Source organism: Sphingobacterium sp. B16(2022) (assembly GCF_012030425.1).
In the GTDB taxonomy this organism is placed as follows: Bacteria; Bacteroidota; Bacteroidia; order Sphingobacteriales; family Sphingobacteriaceae; genus Sphingobacterium; species Sphingobacterium anhuiense.
Genome location: NZ_JAAUVN010000001.1, coordinates 2,206,245 through 2,224,528 on the forward strand (window position 1 = coordinate 2,206,245; position 18,284 = coordinate 2,224,528).

An 18,284-nucleotide genomic window follows, 5' to 3' on the forward strand; every position below is an offset into this window, starting at 1 on the left:
ATGTTAAAAAAGATTATAGATAGACCAGTAATGGCCACCGTTATTTCGGTTGTGCTATTAATATTGGGTGTTATAGGATTATTAAGACTTCCTGTAACAAGATTTCCAGATATATCTCCACCCACCGTAATGGTTTCGGGGAGTTATCCTGGTGGGAACAGTGAGGCCGTGATCCGCTCAGTGGTAACACCACTGGAAGAGCAGATCAATGGTGTGGAAAACATGCAGTATATCAAGTCTACTGCAAGTAATGATGGTTCTTTTTCCATTTCCATTATCTTCAAACAAGGTGTCAATCCTGATCAGGCCGCTGTAAACGTGCAAAACAGAGTACAGCAAGCAACGCCGATACTTCCAGAGGAAGTAATCCGGATGGGGCTTACGACCTCAAAACAACAGAACAGTATGATCATGATCTTCAACGTGTATACGGATGATAATGAAAAATATGATGAGTTGTTTCTTCAAAACTATGTCAACATCAATGTCATACCACAGATTAAACGTGTACCCGGTGTAGGTCAGGCACAGGTTTTTGGTTTAAAGGACTATTCAATGCGTGTTTGGCTCAATCCGCAGAAAATGGCTTCTTATGGTTTAGAACCTGCAGATGTAAGTAGAGCCATCGGCACTCAAAGTTTAGAGGTGGCACCCGGTAAATTGGGTGAAGAATCGAATGCTGCACTGGAGTACGTAATGCGTTATAAAGGTAAAAAAAGCCAACCTCATGAATATGAAAATATCGTTGTTAAACGTGATGGTGAGCTTTTGGTACGCTTAAAAGATGTAGCTCGTATAGAATTTGGTTCTCTTAGTTATAGTGGAAATACAACTATGAGCGGTAAAAACTCAGTTACTGTTGCAATTCTGCAAACTACAGGATCTAATGCAAATGACATCGAAATCGGTGTACGCGATGTATTAAAGAGTGCTTCCAAAAACTTTCCTCCTGGCGTAGACTATACCAGTTTGATGAGTACAAAAGAGCGTTTGGACGAAGCAACAGGCCAGGTGAAATCTACTTTGATTGAAGCATTTATTCTGGTATTTATCGTCGTATTCTTGTTTTTACAGGACTTTAGATCGACTATTATACCTGCAATTGCTGTACCGGTAGCGATCATAGGAACATTTTTCTTTCTGCTTGCTTTTGGTTTCACAATAAACGTACTGACACTCTTTGCACTTGTACTTGCAATCGGTATCGTCGTCGATGATGCCATCGTGGTCGTCGAAGCCGTCCATAGTAAAATGGAAGGCACAAACATGACCGGAAAAGAGGCAACTCATAGTGCTATGGGTGAGATCACGGGTGCAGTTGTATCGATTACTTTAGTTATGTCTGCGGTATTTATACCGATCGGATTTATGACAGGTTCTGCAGGTATTTTTTATAAGCAGTTTGCCTATACATTGGCGATTGCAATTATTATATCGGCGGTTAATGCGTTAACCCTTACTCCTGCCCTTTGTGCCTTATTATTGAAAAATAATCATGCCGAGGGTCATCATGGAGAAGTCGAAAAGAAAGGATTTGGAAAACGATTCTTTACTGCATTTAATGCTGGATTTGAGAATTTAACAGGTAAATATATCAAAGGATTACGGTTCTTAATTGTTAAAAAGTGGATCGGTGCAGGTTTAGTTATTGTGATTACTGCACTAGCAGGCTGGATGATGATCAGTACACCAAAAAGCTTTGTTCCGATGGAAGATGATTCATTTATTATCTTCAGTTTAAGTATGCCTCCGGGTACCGCCTTAGATCGGACAACTGCCGCTGCTGCACGTATAGATGATATGTTGGAAAAAGAAGAATCAGTACAGAATAGTACCATTATTACAGGCTTCAACATTCTATCAAATAGTGCCAGTCCAGCATATGCTATGGGTTTTATCAAGTTGAAAGATAAGAAAGATCGTGGTGCGGAGAAAGATATTGATGTGATTTTAGGAAATCTAACAGCAAAGTTTGCAACTGTTAAAGAAGCAACTATAATGGCCTTTAGAAGCCCTCCAATAGACGGATATGGGGTTACAAGCGGTGCCGAAATCGTATTACAGGATAAAAGTGGAAAATCGCCAGAAAAACTGAAAAAGATGTCCGATGAGGTTATCGGACAAATTATGCAACAACCAGGGGTACAATTTGCTTATACAACATTCCGTACCGATTTCCCCCAACTTGAACTTGAAGTTGATGAGGATAAAGCGCAACAAATGGGTGTCGAAATCAGTAACATGATGAACGTAATCCAGACCTATTTCGCAGGTGATCAATCCATGAACTTTACACGATTTGGTAAATTCTACCGTGTCAACGTAAAAGCTGATGGAATATTCAGAACAGACGAAAATTCGTTTAATGAAATATTTGTCCGTAATGACCAAAATCAAATGGTTCCTGTGAAATCACTGGTTACACTACATAAGGCGTATGGTCCAGAATCCTTAAGTAGATACAACTTATTCAATGCGCTGACCATTAGTGTAGTGCCTCTACCCGGCGCCAGTAACGGAGAAATCATGGATAATCTGGAAAAAAATGTATTAAGCAAGTTGCCGTCAGACTACGGTTACGAATGGACTGGCTTAAGTTTAGAGGAAAAGTCAGCAGGAAATCAAACGTTAGTTATCTTATCGTTGTGTCTCCTATTCGTTTACTTTTTATTAGCGGCACAGTATGAGAGTTACCTTTTACCACTTGCAGTATTGCTATCTATTCCAACAGGTATTATTGGTGCATTTGCATCGATTAAAGCCATCGGATTGGATAATAATATTTATGTACAGGTAGGATTGATTATGCTTGTGGGATTATTAGCTAAAAATGCAATCTTAATTATTGAATTTGCCGTACAACGGCGAGCTGCAGGTTATTCTATTGTAGAGTCTGCCATTGAGGGTGCAAAATCAAGATTACGTCCTATTATCATGACATCTCTAGCTTTTATTGCTGGTATGATTCCATTAATGTTTGCTACGGGCGGATCTGCAATGGGTAATAGATCGATCAGTACGGGCGCCGCAATAGGGATGCTTTCAGGCGTAATATTAGGTGTGTTTGTCATACCGATCCTTTATATACTCTTTCAATATCTTCAGGAAAAGGTATCGGGTAAAAATAAAAATCAAAAAATTCAAAGTGTTGAATAATGGCATTATCTATAAATAATATAATTTACGGTATTGGAGTGGCAACTTTGTTGTCCTCATGTTCTGTAAACAAAAAATATAGTCGTCCAGAGTTGGAGACTCCACAAAGTTATAGGAATACGGTTGAGGTGACAGGTGATACCATTAGTTTGCCCTATAAAACTTTCTTTAAAGATACTTATTTGACGGCTTTGATCGATAAGGCACTTGATAAGAACAAGGATATATCGATCGCTATGATGAGTCTCCGTCAGCTGGATCTTTCCTATAAACAGGCAAAACTGGGACTTCTTCCAACAGCTGATCTTTCGATATCTGCTGCACGAAACTACCTATCAAAAAGCTCTTTGAACGGTTCTTTGAGTGAGCAGTTTACAGGAAATCAACACATGGACGATTATTCTGCTTCTCTTAATATTTCTTGGGAAGCGGATATATGGGGGAAAGTTGCGTTGCAAAAAGAATCTGCAAGAGCAAGCTTCTTCATGCAACGTGAAAATTTATCAGCATTGCGAACACGTATTGTAAGTCAAGTCGCACAGGCTTATTACAATTTGATTACTTTGGATGAGCAACTTAAAGTTGCTTCGCGAAACATTGCTTTGAGCGATACGACTTTGCACATCATAAAACTTCAGTTCGAGTCTGCGCAAACCAATTCACTGGCGGTGGATCAAGCTGAAGCCCAGAAGAAAACTGCTGAATTATTGGTACCCCTTGCTAAGCAAAACATCGCACTACAAGAGAATGTACTGAGTATTCTTTGTGGGTCTTTTCCAGATAGCATATCACGAGCAAATACAATGGATACGACACCCTTTGTGAAAAGCTTTCCAATAGGTGTTCCTGCCGATATGCTCAGTAGACGTCCTGATGTTAGAGCTGCAGAATATGCTGTGGTAGTTGCTAACGCAGGTACTGGTCTTGCAAAGGCTCAGATGTATCCTTCTTTGAGATTAACTCCTTCTATTGGAACAAATTCATTCCAATTTGAAAATTGGTTTGATTTACCTGGTTCATTAGTAAAGAATATTGCTGGTAACATTACCCAACCTATTTTTCAAAATAAGAAGTTAAAAACAGCTTATGAAATAGCAAAAATCGAACAGGAAAAATCTGCCGAACAATTTCGTCTGGCAGTCATGACTGCTGTGAGTGAGGTATCTGATGCTTTAGCAAAAAGAGAGTACGCAAGCCAACGTATTACACTGATAGAACAGAAAAAAACGGCATTGCAAAAGGCTGTTAGTGATGCAATGTTGCTGTATAGAAGTGGAATGGCAACATATCTTGAAGTTATCACTGCACAGAATAACTCCCTTCAAAATGATCTAGAGGCCATTTCGATTCAAAAAGAACAATTTGATGCTTCAACAGATCTTTATCGTGCATTGGGTGGAGGAACAGAATAAATAATCATAGCATATCAAAAAAAAAGGATCGACATACAATCGATCCTTTTTTTTTTGATAGCATAATATCCCCTATCTTACCCTTGTATCAATCCAAAACAGATCATGCATAGGCAAGACATCTTGTGGCGCAATAAGATTGTAGATTAATTCGTCAGTATCACCAGAAATATGCCAGGTATAATCATCTCCCCGAACAGCCAATACTTTTAAAATAGCATCTTCATCACAGACCCAAATATCAGATTCTACGACTGCGACATTGTGCATCATAAACCACTTATGTGCTTGAGTAGCATCAAGACAGATTAAAGATCGAGTCAAAGACTCCAAATCATTCATTCCTACAGCAACATGTTCAGGATAATGTAATTGCAGATAGTCCAGATACATACTATGATCCCCAGTATGCAGCGCATAATTACGGATAATCAATCTTTGCGGGTCGAATGAAAAATCATAAACTTCCGGATTGGCTACAAATTGATAATATTGATTATAGATGTGAAGCCGTTGGTTCAGTCTTAAATAATGATCATCCTCAATAAATACCTCCCCATCAAGCTGCTCATCTTCCGCATTTAACAAAGCATCTTCAATAACAAGGACAGCCGGTTCCTGAAAACTCAATACATTTGTTTTACTATCTAGCTGTAGCAGATAATCCCATACATTGGGCACACTGATCGGATACCAGGTAGGGTTCTCATCATCAATCCTATTCTTAGAGGTTAATATATTATATCCTTTTGACTGCAGGTCTAACAGGATGGATCTGGTCAGAGTAGCAAACTGCATAACGTGATCTTTAGGTTGTTCAACTTAATTTATTAAAAAAAACAAAACACGAACCATTGCAGATCAGATGTTTAAGATTAAACACATAACTGATAAAGTTGTTTTAGTAAAGTAGGTTGGTTAGATAATGAGATCAGAATAAATCTAGAAACCAGATATTTCAGGCATCAATTTTTTTAATAGTTTTTAAGAGATTAAAAAACAATACAAATATCAACTTATAATTTTCTGTTTTTAATATTGTTCAATGTAAAATTTCCATGGCTGAAGAAGCTAGCAGTAATTATATGTAAACATTTAAAATGATACCATAGCTATTACAGAAAATAAAAATTACCATCATATCGCTAAATAATACAATTAATTTATAAATTTGTAATATTGAAGAATTTGAAGACTCATATTGGTATTATCTTGTTAATCTGTCTTGGCTTTTTATTGTTGCCAAGTACGGGCTATTCCTGTGAAAAGGATAGTACTAAAAAGCAACATACTTCAACTGCGCACGAACAGCACACTACCCATTCAAAAACAAATAATACCTGTTCAGATAATACTTCTAAAAAAGCTGATCACGGAGACTGCAACCATAGCAAGTGCGATCATGTAACATGTAGATGCCTCTCTTCTTCTTGTTCCGTTTTCTTAACCATTCCATTTGATATAAATCTGAAAGAATTTTCTTTTGTTGCCAAACAAAAATTCGGATTTCAGCAAAATAATTATTATTCGGAATTTTCAAACATCTGGTTACCTCCCAAAATAGGTTAAAAAGGGCCCTTAATGCCCAAAGTACGTCTTATCAAAAGCTATAATCAGCTTTTGAAAATCCTTAATTTATATTATTTTAATTATTAAAATCATGAAATCTACATCAAAAATATTGGTAGTAATCACTGTATTATTATCATCTATAAATACATATGCCCAAATTAATAATACAAAAACTGAAACCGTCAATATCTATGGAGAATGTGACATGTGTAAAAAAACCATTGAAAAAGCAGGAAATAGCAAAAATGTCGCTCAGGTAGAATGGAATGTTGATACAAAAAAAGCTATAATCAGTTATGATACTCAAAAAACGAGTAGAGAAGAAATCTTAAAGCGTATTGCCTTAGCAGGTTATGACAGCGAAGATTTTCTAGCTCCTGCGGATGTATATATAAAGCTTCCTGAATGTTGCCAATATACAAGAGAATTAAAGACTGGCACCAAAACTGATGCCATGCTGCTGAAAGATCATAATGAGATGTCCAATCATGCAACGCATGATGCTACCACAAAAAGCAAAAATCCATTGCAGGCAGTTGTTGATAGCTATTTTTCGGTCAAAGATGCTTTAATAAAGACTGACGCGGCAGCTACCTCCACCCAAGCAACTGTCTTACTTTCGACTGTTAAAGCAGTAGATATGAATACACTATCTTCTAAAGAACATGATGTATGGATGAAAGGAATCAGTGACTTAACTGCTCATGTAGAAAGTATTTCCAAATCTAAATCCGTTCCAAAACAACGTGAATTATTTGCAAATGTTTCCAAAACAATTTATGATCTAGCAAAAGTATCTAAATTGGAGAGTCCTATTTACTACCAGCACTGTCCGATGTTTAACGCAGGAAAAGGTGCACATTGGTTGAGTAAAGATAGTGACATCAAAAACCCATACTTTGGTTCTAAAATGTTGACTTGTGGTAGCACAGTGGAAACGTTGAATTAATAAATACAGTTCTAAAATAAGATAGACAACGTATATCATATTCTTATATGCTATATGTAACTATTAAATGCAGAAAAAACAAAAATACTTATTCACTGGTTAAAACATCAGGAATAACTTCCACTAAAAAATAAATAAACAATGTATATAGCTAAGCATGTATCTATAAAAGCGTTACAGACATTGATTATGCTCATTTGTGCAACAACTGCGTTTGCACAAAAAGTTGTCAAATATGACCTGTATGTTCGAGATACCATTGTCAATTTTACAGGGAAAGAAAAACGGGCAATTTCGGTTAACGGACAAATTCCTATGCCCACTCTTACATTTACAGAAGGTGATACTGCCGAAATTGTGGTGCATAACCAACTAAAAGAAAATACATCTTTACACTGGCACGGCATATTTTTGCCTAATAAAGAGGATGGAGTACCCCATCTTACCCAAGAACCGATAAAACCCAATACAACATATACCTATCGCTTTCCTATTATCCAACATGGTACACATTGGTATCACTCCCATTCGGGTTTACAGGAACAGATCGGTATGTACGGCAGTCTCATCCTGAAAAAAAGAAGTGATGATAAAACTTTCAGAAAAGGAATTGACGATTTACCTACTATACCAATTATATTAAGTGAATGGACAGACCTAAATCCGGATAACATACATAGAATGCTGCATAATGCGAATGATTGGGCCGCCATCAAAAAAGGTGCTACCCAATCTTATGCCGAGGCTATTAAAGAAGGTCACTTTAAAACTAAAGTCAAAAATGAATGGAAACGTATGATGGCTATGGATGTAAGTGATGTGTACTACGATAAGGTTTTAATGAACGGGAACGAGTTCTCCAATCTAGAAAAAATAGATAATAAGACTTTGAAAGCAGGAGACAAAGTTCGTCTTCGCATATCAAATGGTGGTGCATCATCCTATTTTTGGCTTCGTTATGCAGGAGGTAAAATAACCGTTGTAGCCAATGATGGTAACGATGTAGAACCTGTAGAAGTAGATCGATTAATGATTGCAGTATCTGAAACTTATGATATTGTACTCACAATCCCTAATGAAGGCACTTCGTATGAATTCATGGCCACTACAGAAGATAGAACAAAATCAACAAGTTACTTTGTAGGAAACGGGAAAAAACAGCTTATATCTCCATTACCTCGCCTTAAATATTTTGAAGGCATGAAGATGATGAATGACATGATGAAAATGAACGGGGATCTGGATGATATGGGCATGAAGATGAGCCTGAACCAAATGGATATGAACGTAGTTATGTATCCTGAAATATCTGGTGATAAGACAAAAAAAGAATCTGGTGACAAAACAAAGAAAGAGGATCATAGTCAACATGGCTCCCATAAAATGACCGATGATAAAGATCGGTATAATGCCAATGCTTTAGCAGATATTGTAACGCTAAATTATGCAATGCTCAAATCTCCTTATAATACCACCCTGCCAAAAGAGGCGCCGGTAAGAGATATTAAATTTACCTTAACCGGAAATATGAACAGATATGTCTGGAGTATGGACAATAAAGTGTTGGCTGAAAGTGATAAAATTCCGGTAAAGAAAGGTGAAATATTACGCATCACCCTCTACAATAACTCCATGATGAGACACCCAATACATCTGCATGGGTTTGATTTTAGAGTAATCAACGGTAAAAAAGAAAATGCACCGCTGAAAAATGTTATTGATGTCATGCCCATGGAAGTCGATACTATTGAGTTTTTAGCTAACGAAGAGGGGGACTGGTTTTTCCATTGCCATATTTTATACCACATGATGGCGGGCATGAATAGAGTGTTTGAAGTTGGCGATTATAAAAATCCGTTACTCCCAGACAAAGAAAAGGCCTATAAAGCGTTACAGAAAGAAAGTAATATGGCCCACTTCATGGTGCAAAATGATTTCGCGACTAACGGTAATGACGGTGGTGCAATGATACAAAATGCCAGATGGTCATTAGGAACAGAATGGCGATTGGGCTATAATGATATGCATGGATATGAAGTAGAGACCCATTTAGGCCGATACATCGGAAAAATGCAATGGTTTATGCCATTTGTAGGTTTTGATTGGAGATATAGAAGAATGGGTGAAGACGAGCATGAAAAAAACATCTTTGGACAGGTTAATAAGAAAGATGTCAGAAGGGCTGTCAGTGCCGGATTTATGTATACGCTCCCTATGCTCGTAAATTTTCAAGCTGAAGTATATCATGACGGAATAGTACGCTTACAATTAATGCGCGAAGACATTCCTATTTCACCCAGATTAAGAGGTGGTTTTATGGTCAACACAGATCTAGAATATATGGGTGACCTGACATATGTAATCAATAAAAATATGGGTATACGTACGCATTACGATAGTGATATGGGCTGGGGATTCGGTTTATCATTAAACTATTAAAACTGATTTATTTCACATAATATGCTGTATCGTTAATGAGGAAACAAAAAATACGGTACAGCTGAACGTATAGATAAAGGGTCTAATTTTCATTAGACCCTTTTCGTTAAAGATTTATAGTTACTTTATCAGTAATCCCCCGGCTTAACGCATCTTGACAAATACTCTGTATCTTTTATTTTTGTTTTAGAAAAATATCAGCAAATAAGAGCATTAAACTCAACGAAAAACTTTTTAAGGGATCAGTTTGTTCCTCTAATAGTTGTATTTCTAAAAAGTAAATTATGTATACAGATACTGTAACCGCAGGAATTTTAATAGATTTGATTCAGATTAACAACGACAGAATCGAAGGCTATACCTTAGCATTAGAAAACCTAAAAACAAATCGTGATAATGACTTACGTTCACTATTCGAAGATTATATCCAAGAAACCATCCTGTTCAACTCCGAGCTTGCTCCATTTACCGTTGTCGATGGCGAAGCTCCAACAATTCCCCCGCGCATCTCCGGTAAATTGCATCGCTTCTGGTTAGATCTGAAAGCAACATTAAGTGGTCATGATCGTAAACAGATTCTCGAAGAATGTGAACGTGGTGAAGACGCAAGTAAAAAAGAGTATGAAAAGGCTTTAAAAGAAGCCCCAGATCTTCCTATAGCTATCGTCACTATGATTCGAAATCATGCAGAAAAGCAAAAAAAGGCACACGATCAGATTCGCACCCTCAGAGATGAAGCAGATTAAGCGTTGCATTAGATAAAACGAACAAAGCTTCTTTAAGTCTATTAATGACCTACGGTATCTGTAGGATTCTCCCGATCAAGATTATTGAGGGGAAGACCTTTTAATTGCTGATGAACTGTATCTAGCGTATTATTTAGATCGGAATTATTTTTCATATTCTCGCCACAAGACGAAAAGAAAACGGCATTCATAATCAGTATTAAAGCAATATTTAAATTTCTCATTTTCATTTATATATTTAATGTACATCAGCATTTAAATAAATAGCGCGATTGATAATAATATTACCTATTTTTCTCCAAGCCTTTTCAAAAGCGTTGCTTCATCCGTCAAATCTAATCGCAATGGCGTAATAGATACCATATCATGCTCCACAGCCCATCTGTCTGTACCTTCATCAGCTGGCTCTAGTGGAGATACCGTAAACCAATAGTGCTTTCGTCCCAATGGGTCCGTTCCGGGTATAATTGTACCATCATATAATCGCACAGACTGTCTCGTCCAGATGATTTCTGTTGGCTTTTCAGGAAAATTAACGTTATAAAGAGCCAATTCCTTATCCGCCAACAGAAGCGCCAATGTTTGCTCTACAAAGGGTTCTAGCGCTTCAAAGTCAGGTTCTGTTTTTCCCACGGGTGTACTCAGTGCGATACCTTTAATACCAAACAAGACGGCCTGTTTGGCGGCCGCCAAAGTTCCCGAATGCCACATCGAATTACCTAGATTAGGTCCCATATTAATTCCTGATAAAACCACATCAACATCATTCCATAAATGTATGCCCATGGCAACGCAGTCTGCTGGAGTTCCGTTTACGCGATAAGCCTCCACATCTTCAAATACAATCGGAGATTTTTTATAACTCAATGGTCTAGAATGTGTGACTGCATGTCCCATCGAAGACTGCTCAACATCTGGTGCCACTAATTTTACCTGTCCAAATTTCCGAGCCACTTTTGCTAGAGATGCAATACCTGGACTATAAATACCGTCGTCATTTGTTATTAAAATTCTCATAGTTTCTATCGTTTCTGCAAATAAATATTTTATATAAATAACAACAAATGGATAAGCTAAATGTTGTTATATAAATTAAATCTATGGAACAAGCAATCTTATTACACAATCCGGGCGCAGGCGATGAGGATCATTTAAAATCTGATTTAATAACATTAATTGAACAGGAAGGTTATGCTTGTGTATACTTTTCGGTAAAAAATGGAGATCAATGGATTCATCAAATAGATCAAGCAGATTTTGCTGTAATAGCCGGTGGCGATGGAACCGTAAGAGGAGTCGTTAAGGAATTGGTGAAAAGAAATTCACTTGAAAAGAAAATCCCTATCACCATATTACCGATGGGGACTGCTAATAATCTGTCCATAGCATTGGGGATTGACAGTACCAAAAAAAATCTAGATCATATCAAAAACTGGAAAAACAGTAAGCGACAGCGTTTTGATGTAGGGGTGATTAAAAATGCTGATACGACAGATTTCTTCTTAGAGGGCGCTGGATATGGTGTTTTTCCACACCTAATCCAGAAAATGGAATCCGTTGATAAAAGTAAAGTTGACACCGCAAAAGATGAACTAAAATTAGCTTTAGAAGTCCTTCATGAAATTATTACGACTGCTAAAGCTGAAAAATTTTGGATAAAAGCCGATGATAAAATCTACGAAGGCAAATGCTTGTTACTTGAAATTATGAACATTCAATCCGTGGGTCCTAATCTAATATTATCACCAGAAGCGGTGACAGATGATGGTCTTTTCAATGTCGTATATGTAGATGAGGCACAAAGATCAGATTTCGCTGCTTTTATTAAGAAAAGATTAAACGGAGAAGAAGTTACATTTGACTATAAAAAATTTGAAGCTAAACAGCTTACCATTGATTGTGAGAGTACCTACATGCATATAGATGACGAACTGGTACTGCCGCTCAAGAATGTTGCAATATTGGAAGTAAGAGAAAACGTCCTTGAGTTTCTTGTTCCGCAATCATAGATAAACATTTATTTTAGAATCCTTTACAACTCGCAGGAGATAAAAATTAATGAATGATAAATAAATGTTTTAAAAAATATAGAGTTGAACTAAAAAAGGATCCTGAACAAGCAGGATCCTTTTTTAATTCATATTGAATAAGCCATTCATTTAAACATTTAAATCTGATTTCGCTAAGTTCAACATAGATTTAACGGCATTTTCAAGATCGTCCAAATTAAACGGTTTCTCGAGATAACTGTCAGCACCCGCTTCTTCTGCTAATAGCTGAATATCATTATTCGCAGAAACATATATAACAGGAATATGATTAAAATCCGGATGCTGTTTTACAAGTTGAGTAGCCTTGATTCCGCCAATTTCAGGAATCCAGTTATCCATTAAAATAACATCAGGTTTAACAGCCGTTACTTTTTCAATAATATCATGTGATGTCTCAGATGTAGCCACCTGATATCCATAATTTTCCAAAATAATGGTGCAAACCTCCAGTATATTCACATCATCATCAAAGAGCAATATAGTCTTATCTTTCATCGTAAATCAAAGTATAGGAAAACGTTAATAAGGTGCTAATATAATAAAAAACTAACGCAAGGCTAGTTGCGTTAAATACGCAATTGATTGATATAAGACGCAATTTCGGATGGTTTTAATACCAGATCTACCGCCATAGACAATAGGGCTTGCTTAGGCATATAATCTATTTCTGCTGTCTCTGGATCCTGCACTAAGATAGTTCCTCCATATTTCTTTATCTCTTTCAATCCATTCGTCCCATCAGCGTTTGCTCCTGATAACAGCAACGCAACAACATTCTCCTTAAAGGTCTCTGCGGCTGATCGAAATGTAATATCAATTGATGGACGTGAAAAATTTAATTTTTCTGAAAAGTCTAAGGATACCAGGGTTTGATTTTCAAAAAGCATATGATAGTCAGGCGGAACGATATAAATGCTCCCGGGAAAAATAGTCATCTTATCCTCTACTTCCATAACCGGCAATTTACTGCTATTAGCTAATAATCTATTGAGTACAGATCCCGGATAGGATTTACGATGCACAATAATAACAATAGGAAACAATATATCCGTATCAAGTTGAGGTAATACCTCCAACAGCACCTTGAGACTTCCTGCTGAACCTCCAATTACGAATATTGAATCACTCATTTGAAACGAGAATTATGATGAACGGGTTTTTCTCCATATTCGTTCATCATTAATTTGTTTATATTTTTTCTCCAAATTAGAAAAACGAATAGTTTCCTTAGACCCCAATGCCAGATATCCCAGCGTATCTAAGCTTTCATCAAATAAATCAAAAACATTATTTTGCAAATCCTTGTCAAAATAAATCAGCACATTCCGACAAAGAATTAGCTGAAATGCATTGAAAGAAGTATCCGATACTAAATTGTGTGTTGAAAAGATCATTTTATCTTTTAAATCACCGTTAAACTTTACAGAATCGTAATTAGCGGTATAATATTTAGAAAAATCCTCTATCCCTCCAGACTGAATATAATTCTCTGAATAATGTTGCATTTGACTGATGGGAAACATCCCACTACTTGCCCGCTCTAAGACTCCAGGATTTATATCAGTGGCATAAATCAATGATTTATGATATAAATTGGCCTCCTTAAGCAAAATTGCAATCGAATAGGCCTCCTCTCCAGTAGAACAGCCCGCTATCCAGATCCTTATAAAGGGATAAGTACCTAACCGTGGAAAAACATCCTCGCGTAAAGCCTTATAAAAATTTGGATCCCGAAACATTTCGGTGACGTTGACGGTAATTTCCTCAACAAACCGTAGCAGATATTCCGGATCGCTTATCACCCGATATCGCAGTTCTGCAAAGCTTGTAAATTTATCGATCAGACATAGTCGATTCAATCGCCTTTTCAATGACGCTTTACTATATTGTGTAAAATCATAACCATACCGTTCTGCCACATCTGTCAAAAGCAACTCGATATCCTCATTTTTTATAATACTCGGTTCCCACATCTAACTATTCTGTTCAATTATACCTATTAATAGATCTAAATCTATTGGTTTTGGCACATAAGCACGAGCACCAGCATCCAAACACTTCTCACGATCTCCCTGCATAGCTTGAGCTGTTACTGCAATCACGGGAACATGACCATAAGTTTCAGATGCCCCAATCACCTGAATAGCTTCATAACCATCCATATCGGGCATCATCATATCCATTAAAACAATCTCAATATCGCTATTATTAGCCAATAATTCAAAGCCTTCTTGGGCACTATTACAGGAAAGTGACTGATATCCTCGCGACTTTAAAGCCAATCGCAATGCGAAGATATTGCGATTATCATCATCAATAATCAATACTAACTTAGCTTTCTTCATCACCTATTTTATGCTCTTAATTATCATATAACCATACGCGGAGTAAAGATAACAGTTGGTCAGTATCAACCGGCTTAGATATATAATCAGAAGCACCTGCTACAATACACTTTTCCCGATCACCAGTCATTGCTTTTGCCGTAACAGCCATGATTGGTAATTTTGAATATTTCGGATTTTTTCGCATTAGCCTGATCGTCTCATAACCATCCATTTCTGGCATCATCATGTCCATCAGAACGATAGATACATCCGGATTATTTTCTAGCTGTACCAAAGCTTCCTTCCCATTTGTAGCTGATATAACATTCATCTGGTACTTTTCTAATGCTTTTGACAATGAAAATATGTTCCTTACATCATCATCTGCGATCAAAACCTTCTTTCCTGTTAACACTTCACTCAGAGAACCTAGCTTATTCACTTTTCTTTTCTGTACGTCAGCAGAATTTTCTTCAACTAAGTGAAGAAAAAGTCCTACCTCATCTAAAATTCGCTGGTAAGAATGGGCCGTTTTAATAACAATAGAATCTGCGTATTGTTTAATTTTGACCTCCTCTGCATGTGACAGATTTTTTCCTGTAAAAATAATAATAGGAAGATTTTCCAAACCCTTATTATTTTTGATTGCTTCTAAAGTTTCATAACCAATCTTATCAGGCACCCCCATATCCAAAATCACACAATTGGCGCCATCCGAACTTAATGCTTGAACACTTTCATCAACATTTGTCTTAATTTCGGCAGTAATATTAAAATTGCTCAAAAAATAAGAAAGTGCTGAAGCATGTTTAGGATTCTCTTCAACAATCAGAACCTTTCTTGGGTAACGCGTTAGCGCATCCTCTATTTTTTTAAACATGATCCCGATCTGCTCAACGGCAACAGGTTTATTAATAAAATCTATAGCACCTTTGAGTAGACTCTCTTTTTTGACCTGAAGTGAAGACATGATATGAACAGGTATGTGTCTAGTAAGTGGATTGCTTTTTATTTCATCCATAACCTGCCAGCCATCTTTTATAGGCAACTGAATATCCAACAAAATAGCTAAGGGCAAATAGCGAGCAGCAAATTCTGCAGCAATATCTCCTCTTACCACAACTACCCCTTTATAATTCTGTTTACGTGTATATTTGAGCAAAGCCTTCGCAAATGCAGTATCATCCTCCACAATAAGAATAACTTTATCACCTTTTACAATATGATCGCGATCATCTTCGACTTCTTCAGGAATAGTATAAACTATATTAGGAGAAACTGCTTCACCAACGATACTCTTCATTTCATCTATATCAGAAGCAATGATATCGATCAATCGCTCAGACGATGGTTTTATTACGTCAGAAGTTTTGCTTTTCGGAATAAATAGTTTGAAGACACTACCCTCTCCTTCTTTACTAGTCAATAAAATCTTACCACCAAGGAGGCGCGCTATTTCCCGGCTGATAGAAAGTCCTAGTCCAGTACCGCCAAATTTTCTCCGTGTTGACCCATCTGCTTGCTGAAAGGCTTCAAAGATAATTTTCTGCTTGTCTTCAGCTATGCCAATTCCAGTATCCCTAACCTCAAAAATTAAATTCTCGGGATGATCTTTATCTTCAGAAATTGATAAACTTATCTTACCCTCCGACGTAAATTTAACAGCATTTGATAACAGATTTCTTAAAACCTGATCTAATCTTAAACGATCGGTCTCTATCGTATCAGAAATATTCGAATCAATAGACACATCAAAAGAAAGTGATTTTTCCTTGATTAATGGTAAAAACAGATTCTGCAAATCATGCGTTATATCTTGTAATTTCACATCTTGATAGTCAAGTTCCATTTTACCAGATTCGATCTTAGAAAGATCTAAGATTTCATCTATTAAACTTAATAAACTTGTTCCTGAACTCTGAATAACTTTTGCTGATTCAATTTGATCTTCATTCAAATTACCGTCCGTATCCTCTGACATCAATCGTGATAAGAGAAGGATAGAATTAAGCGGAGTTCTAAGTTCATGTGACATATTCGCCAAAAATTCCGATTTATATTTTGTGCTCAGCGCTAGCTCTTCAGCTTTCCGCTGTATCTCTAGATTACGCTCGGCGATAAGATGGTTTTTTTCTTCAAGAGATTTTGACCGTTCCTCCAATTCGTGATTGGACTGTACAAGTTCTTCCTGCTGGACTCTCAATTCTTCTTCAGATGATTGTAATTTTTGAGTCTGCGCCTCGAGCTCCGTGTTTAAATTTTCCAATTCAGCATGTTGTGCCTGCAGTTCTTCCGTTTGCGTTTGCGTTTCTTCCAGAAGTTGCTGTACCTGATCACGGCTTTTCGCTGCAGCTATCGCAATCCCTATATTGCGGGTTGCTTCAATGAAATAAGGTAGTTTTACATTTTCTACAGCATTGATCGATCCCAATTCAATAACACCTATACAATGATAATCCGCAAAAACAGGCAATAAAAGCACATTATCGATACGAAATTGACCGCTGGCAAAACTCACGACATAATCACTGTTCGATAGATTTTCAAATCGTTTAACTTTTCCTTCCTTAAAAACCTGGCCAATCATACCTTCTCCTGGCGATAGGGACTTTACCATACGGTCTTCTAAACCATATGCATTTTTAAGCACAATACGATCTTGATCCCAAAGGTAAAAAGCACCATTGGTACAATTTCCATAGCTAATTAGCTGGTTTAAAGCATCGGCTATTAAGATTTGTTCTGTTTTATTTCCAACAAGAGTTTCATTTAGCTGAGCCAGACCTGTTTGTCTCCATTCATTATTATTTAAGTCATCAAATGATCGTTTTAAAGCATCAGCCATTTGATTCAAAGAGCCTCCCAAACTTCCTAAATCATCTTGTTCCGTATCATTCACATTGACCGTATAATCACCGCTAGCTATTTGATTTGCTATACGTTGCGTAACTTTTAATCTCCTGCTGATTTCTTCATCTTTATTTGTCAAAGACTTTTGTAACTCTTCTCGCTTAATAAAATCTTCTCGAATACGTAAATAAAAAACTATAGTTATCAACAACGAAACAATAGCCGCAATAACGACAAAAATAGAGGTATAAAAAGAGGATTTATTGAGCTCATCAGACCTTTTATTCAGGAGAACCTCTTCAACATCAATAAACCGGGCAATGATAGCACGGCAACTATCCATATATTGTTTACCCTCTTCCAATTGTGATAAAGAGACCTCTCCCCCTTGTCGTTTTATTGTAATGAGATTAGCTAAAATCCCAAGTCTTGAAGTCACTAATGAAGATAGACTGTCCGCTACTTGACTTTGTTCAGGGTTATCAGTCACAAGTTCTTTTGTCAAGATTAGCGCTTGAGGTAAAGATTTTTGACTATTAATATACGGCTCTAAAAAAGCTTCCTTACCGGTGAGATGAAACCCCCGTTGACCAGTTTCTGCATTTTGCAAATCATTTAATATTTTATTTGCTGATGCGATGACGCGCCGACTATGATCAACTTTTGTACGGTTATTGATCTGCTCTTTAATACTTATATAAGATGCAGTAGAACTTGCCAATAACAGAACCAAGGAAAAACCAAAGCCAATCTGTAAATTTCTTAAAAATGGTTTAGACATT

The 18,284-nt window shown here is 36.9% G+C and carries 15 protein-coding genes; 7 read left to right on the forward strand and 8 right to left on the reverse strand.

The window, feature by feature from the left end:
• Entirely contained in the window at positions 1 to 3,156 is a 3,156-nt protein-coding gene (locus tag HCX49_RS09645) for an efflux RND transporter permease subunit (RefSeq protein WP_021188105.1), read from the forward strand.
• Positions 3,156 to 4,568, forward strand: a complete 1,413-nt coding sequence (locus HCX49_RS09650; protein ID WP_206368351.1) for an efflux transporter outer membrane subunit — start codon at positions 3,156 to 3,158, stop codon at positions 4,566 to 4,568. Before HCX49_RS09645 ends, HCX49_RS09650 begins: the two co-directional genes overlap by 1 nt.
• Positions 4,569 to 4,640: 72 nt before the next feature.
• Here the strand turns inward: HCX49_RS09650 and HCX49_RS09655 are convergent, their stop codons facing one another.
• Positions 4,641 to 5,366 (reverse strand): hypothetical protein, encoded by a 726-nt coding sequence (locus tag HCX49_RS09655; RefSeq protein ID WP_168126912.1) that lies wholly within the window; start codon positions 5,364 to 5,366, stop codon positions 4,641 to 4,643.
• Between the two features lie 381 nt (positions 5,367 to 5,747).
• Here HCX49_RS09655 and HCX49_RS09660 point away from each other — a divergent pair, with 381 nt between their 5' ends.
• From HCX49_RS09660 to HCX49_RS09675, 4 genes are all read left to right on the forward strand, one after another.
• Positions 5,748 to 6,137, forward strand: coding sequence for a hypothetical protein (locus HCX49_RS09660; RefSeq protein WP_021188103.1), 390 nt, complete (start codon positions 5,748 to 5,750; stop codon positions 6,135 to 6,137).
• A gap of 91 nt (positions 6,138 to 6,228) precedes the next feature.
• A complete protein-coding gene (locus tag HCX49_RS09665) occupies positions 6,229 to 7,089 on the forward strand; it encodes a DUF3347 domain-containing protein (RefSeq protein WP_168126913.1) in 861 nt (286 codons plus the stop codon).
• A gap of 141 nt (positions 7,090 to 7,230) precedes the next feature.
• Positions 7,231 to 9,528, forward strand: coding sequence for a multicopper oxidase family protein (locus HCX49_RS09670; protein ID WP_168126914.1), 2,298 nt, complete (start codon positions 7,231 to 7,233; stop codon positions 9,526 to 9,528).
• Positions 9,529 to 9,812: 284 nt separating this feature from the next.
• Positions 9,813 to 10,274: a ferritin-like domain-containing protein gene (locus HCX49_RS09675; protein ID WP_132773835.1), complete on the forward strand. Its 462-nt coding sequence runs from the start codon at positions 9,813 to 9,815 to the stop codon at positions 10,272 to 10,274.
• Positions 10,275 to 10,315: 41 nt separating this feature from the next.
• Here HCX49_RS09675 and HCX49_RS09680 read toward each other — a convergent pair whose 3' ends face one another.
• Both HCX49_RS09680 and surE read right to left on the reverse strand, forming a co-directional pair.
• Positions 10,316 to 10,498, reverse strand: a complete 183-nt coding sequence (locus HCX49_RS09680; RefSeq protein ID WP_206368353.1) for a hypothetical protein — start codon at positions 10,496 to 10,498, stop codon at positions 10,316 to 10,318.
• Positions 10,499 to 10,562: 64 nt separating this feature from the next.
• Positions 10,563 to 11,291: a 5'/3'-nucleotidase SurE gene (gene surE / locus HCX49_RS09685; RefSeq protein WP_168126916.1), complete on the reverse strand. Its 729-nt coding sequence runs from the start codon at positions 11,289 to 11,291 to the stop codon at positions 10,563 to 10,565.
• 83 nt (positions 11,292 to 11,374) lie between these two features.
• Here surE and HCX49_RS09690 point away from each other — a divergent pair, with 83 nt between their 5' ends.
• Entirely contained in the window at positions 11,375 to 12,283 is a 909-nt protein-coding gene (locus HCX49_RS09690; RefSeq protein WP_168126917.1) for a diacylglycerol/lipid kinase family protein, read from the forward strand.
• Positions 12,284 to 12,433: 150 nt separating this feature from the next.
• Here the strand turns inward: HCX49_RS09690 and HCX49_RS09695 are convergent, their stop codons facing one another.
• The 5 genes from HCX49_RS09695 to HCX49_RS09715 all read right to left on the reverse strand — a co-directional run bounded on the left by HCX49_RS09695 (position 12,434) and on the right by HCX49_RS09715 (position 18,283).
• Positions 12,434 to 12,820 (reverse strand): response regulator, encoded by a 387-nt coding sequence (locus HCX49_RS09695; RefSeq protein ID WP_021188098.1) that lies wholly within the window; start codon positions 12,818 to 12,820, stop codon positions 12,434 to 12,436.
• Positions 12,821 to 12,891: 71 nt separating this feature from the next.
• The gene (locus tag HCX49_RS09700) at positions 12,892 to 13,455 is read right to left on the reverse strand and encodes a chemotaxis protein CheB (protein WP_132773827.1); all 564 of its coding nucleotides are present in this window, start codon (positions 13,453 to 13,455) and stop codon (positions 12,892 to 12,894) included.
• A 12-nt stretch (positions 13,456 to 13,467) separates the two neighbouring features.
• A complete protein-coding gene (locus tag HCX49_RS09705) occupies positions 13,468 to 14,298 on the reverse strand; it encodes a CheR family methyltransferase (RefSeq protein ID WP_168126918.1) in 831 nt (276 codons plus the stop codon).
• A complete protein-coding gene (locus HCX49_RS09710) occupies positions 14,299 to 14,670 on the reverse strand; it encodes a response regulator (protein ID WP_021188095.1) in 372 nt (123 codons plus the stop codon). It abuts the gene before it with no gap.
• 16 nt (positions 14,671 to 14,686) lie between these two features.
• A complete protein-coding gene (locus HCX49_RS09715) occupies positions 14,687 to 18,283 on the reverse strand; it encodes a response regulator (RefSeq protein WP_168126919.1) in 3,597 nt (1,198 codons plus the stop codon).
• Position 18,284 lies beyond the last annotated feature (1 nt).

Coding starts and splice junctions, on each gene's coding strand:
- HCX49_RS09645 (WP_021188105.1), top strand. CDS start 1: ATGTTAAAAAAGATTATAGATAGACCAGTAATGGCCACCGTTATTTCG.
- HCX49_RS09650 (WP_206368351.1), top strand. CDS start 3,156: ATGGCATTATCTATAAATAATATAATTTACGGTATTGGAGTGGCAACT.
- HCX49_RS09655 (WP_168126912.1), bottom strand. CDS start 5,366: ATGCAGTTTGCTACTCTGACCAGATCCATCCTGTTAGACCTGCAGTCA.
- HCX49_RS09665 (WP_168126913.1), top strand. CDS start 6,229: ATGAAATCTACATCAAAAATATTGGTAGTAATCACTGTATTATTATCA.
- HCX49_RS09670 (WP_168126914.1), top strand. CDS start 7,231: ATGTATATAGCTAAGCATGTATCTATAAAAGCGTTACAGACATTGATT.
- HCX49_RS09675 (WP_132773835.1), top strand. CDS start 9,813: ATGTATACAGATACTGTAACCGCAGGAATTTTAATAGATTTGATTCAG.
- HCX49_RS09680 (WP_206368353.1), bottom strand. CDS start 10,498: ATGAGAAATTTAAATATTGCTTTAATACTGATTATGAATGCCGTTTTC.
- surE (WP_168126916.1), bottom strand. CDS start 11,291: ATGAGAATTTTAATAACAAATGACGACGGTATTTATAGTCCAGGTATT.
- HCX49_RS09690 (WP_168126917.1), top strand. CDS start 11,375: ATGGAACAAGCAATCTTATTACACAATCCGGGCGCAGGCGATGAGGAT.
- HCX49_RS09695 (WP_021188098.1), bottom strand. CDS start 12,820: ATGAAAGATAAGACTATATTGCTCTTTGATGATGATGTGAATATACTG.
- HCX49_RS09700 (WP_132773827.1), bottom strand. CDS start 13,455: ATGAGTGATTCAATATTCGTAATTGGAGGTTCAGCAGGAAGTCTCAAG.
- HCX49_RS09705 (WP_168126918.1), bottom strand. CDS start 14,298: ATGTGGGAACCGAGTATTATAAAAAATGAGGATATCGAGTTGCTTTTG.
- HCX49_RS09710 (WP_021188095.1), bottom strand. CDS start 14,670: ATGAAGAAAGCTAAGTTAGTATTGATTATTGATGATGATAATCGCAAT.
- HCX49_RS09715 (WP_168126919.1), bottom strand. CDS start 18,283: ATGTCTAAACCATTTTTAAGAAATTTACAGATTGGCTTTGGTTTTTCC.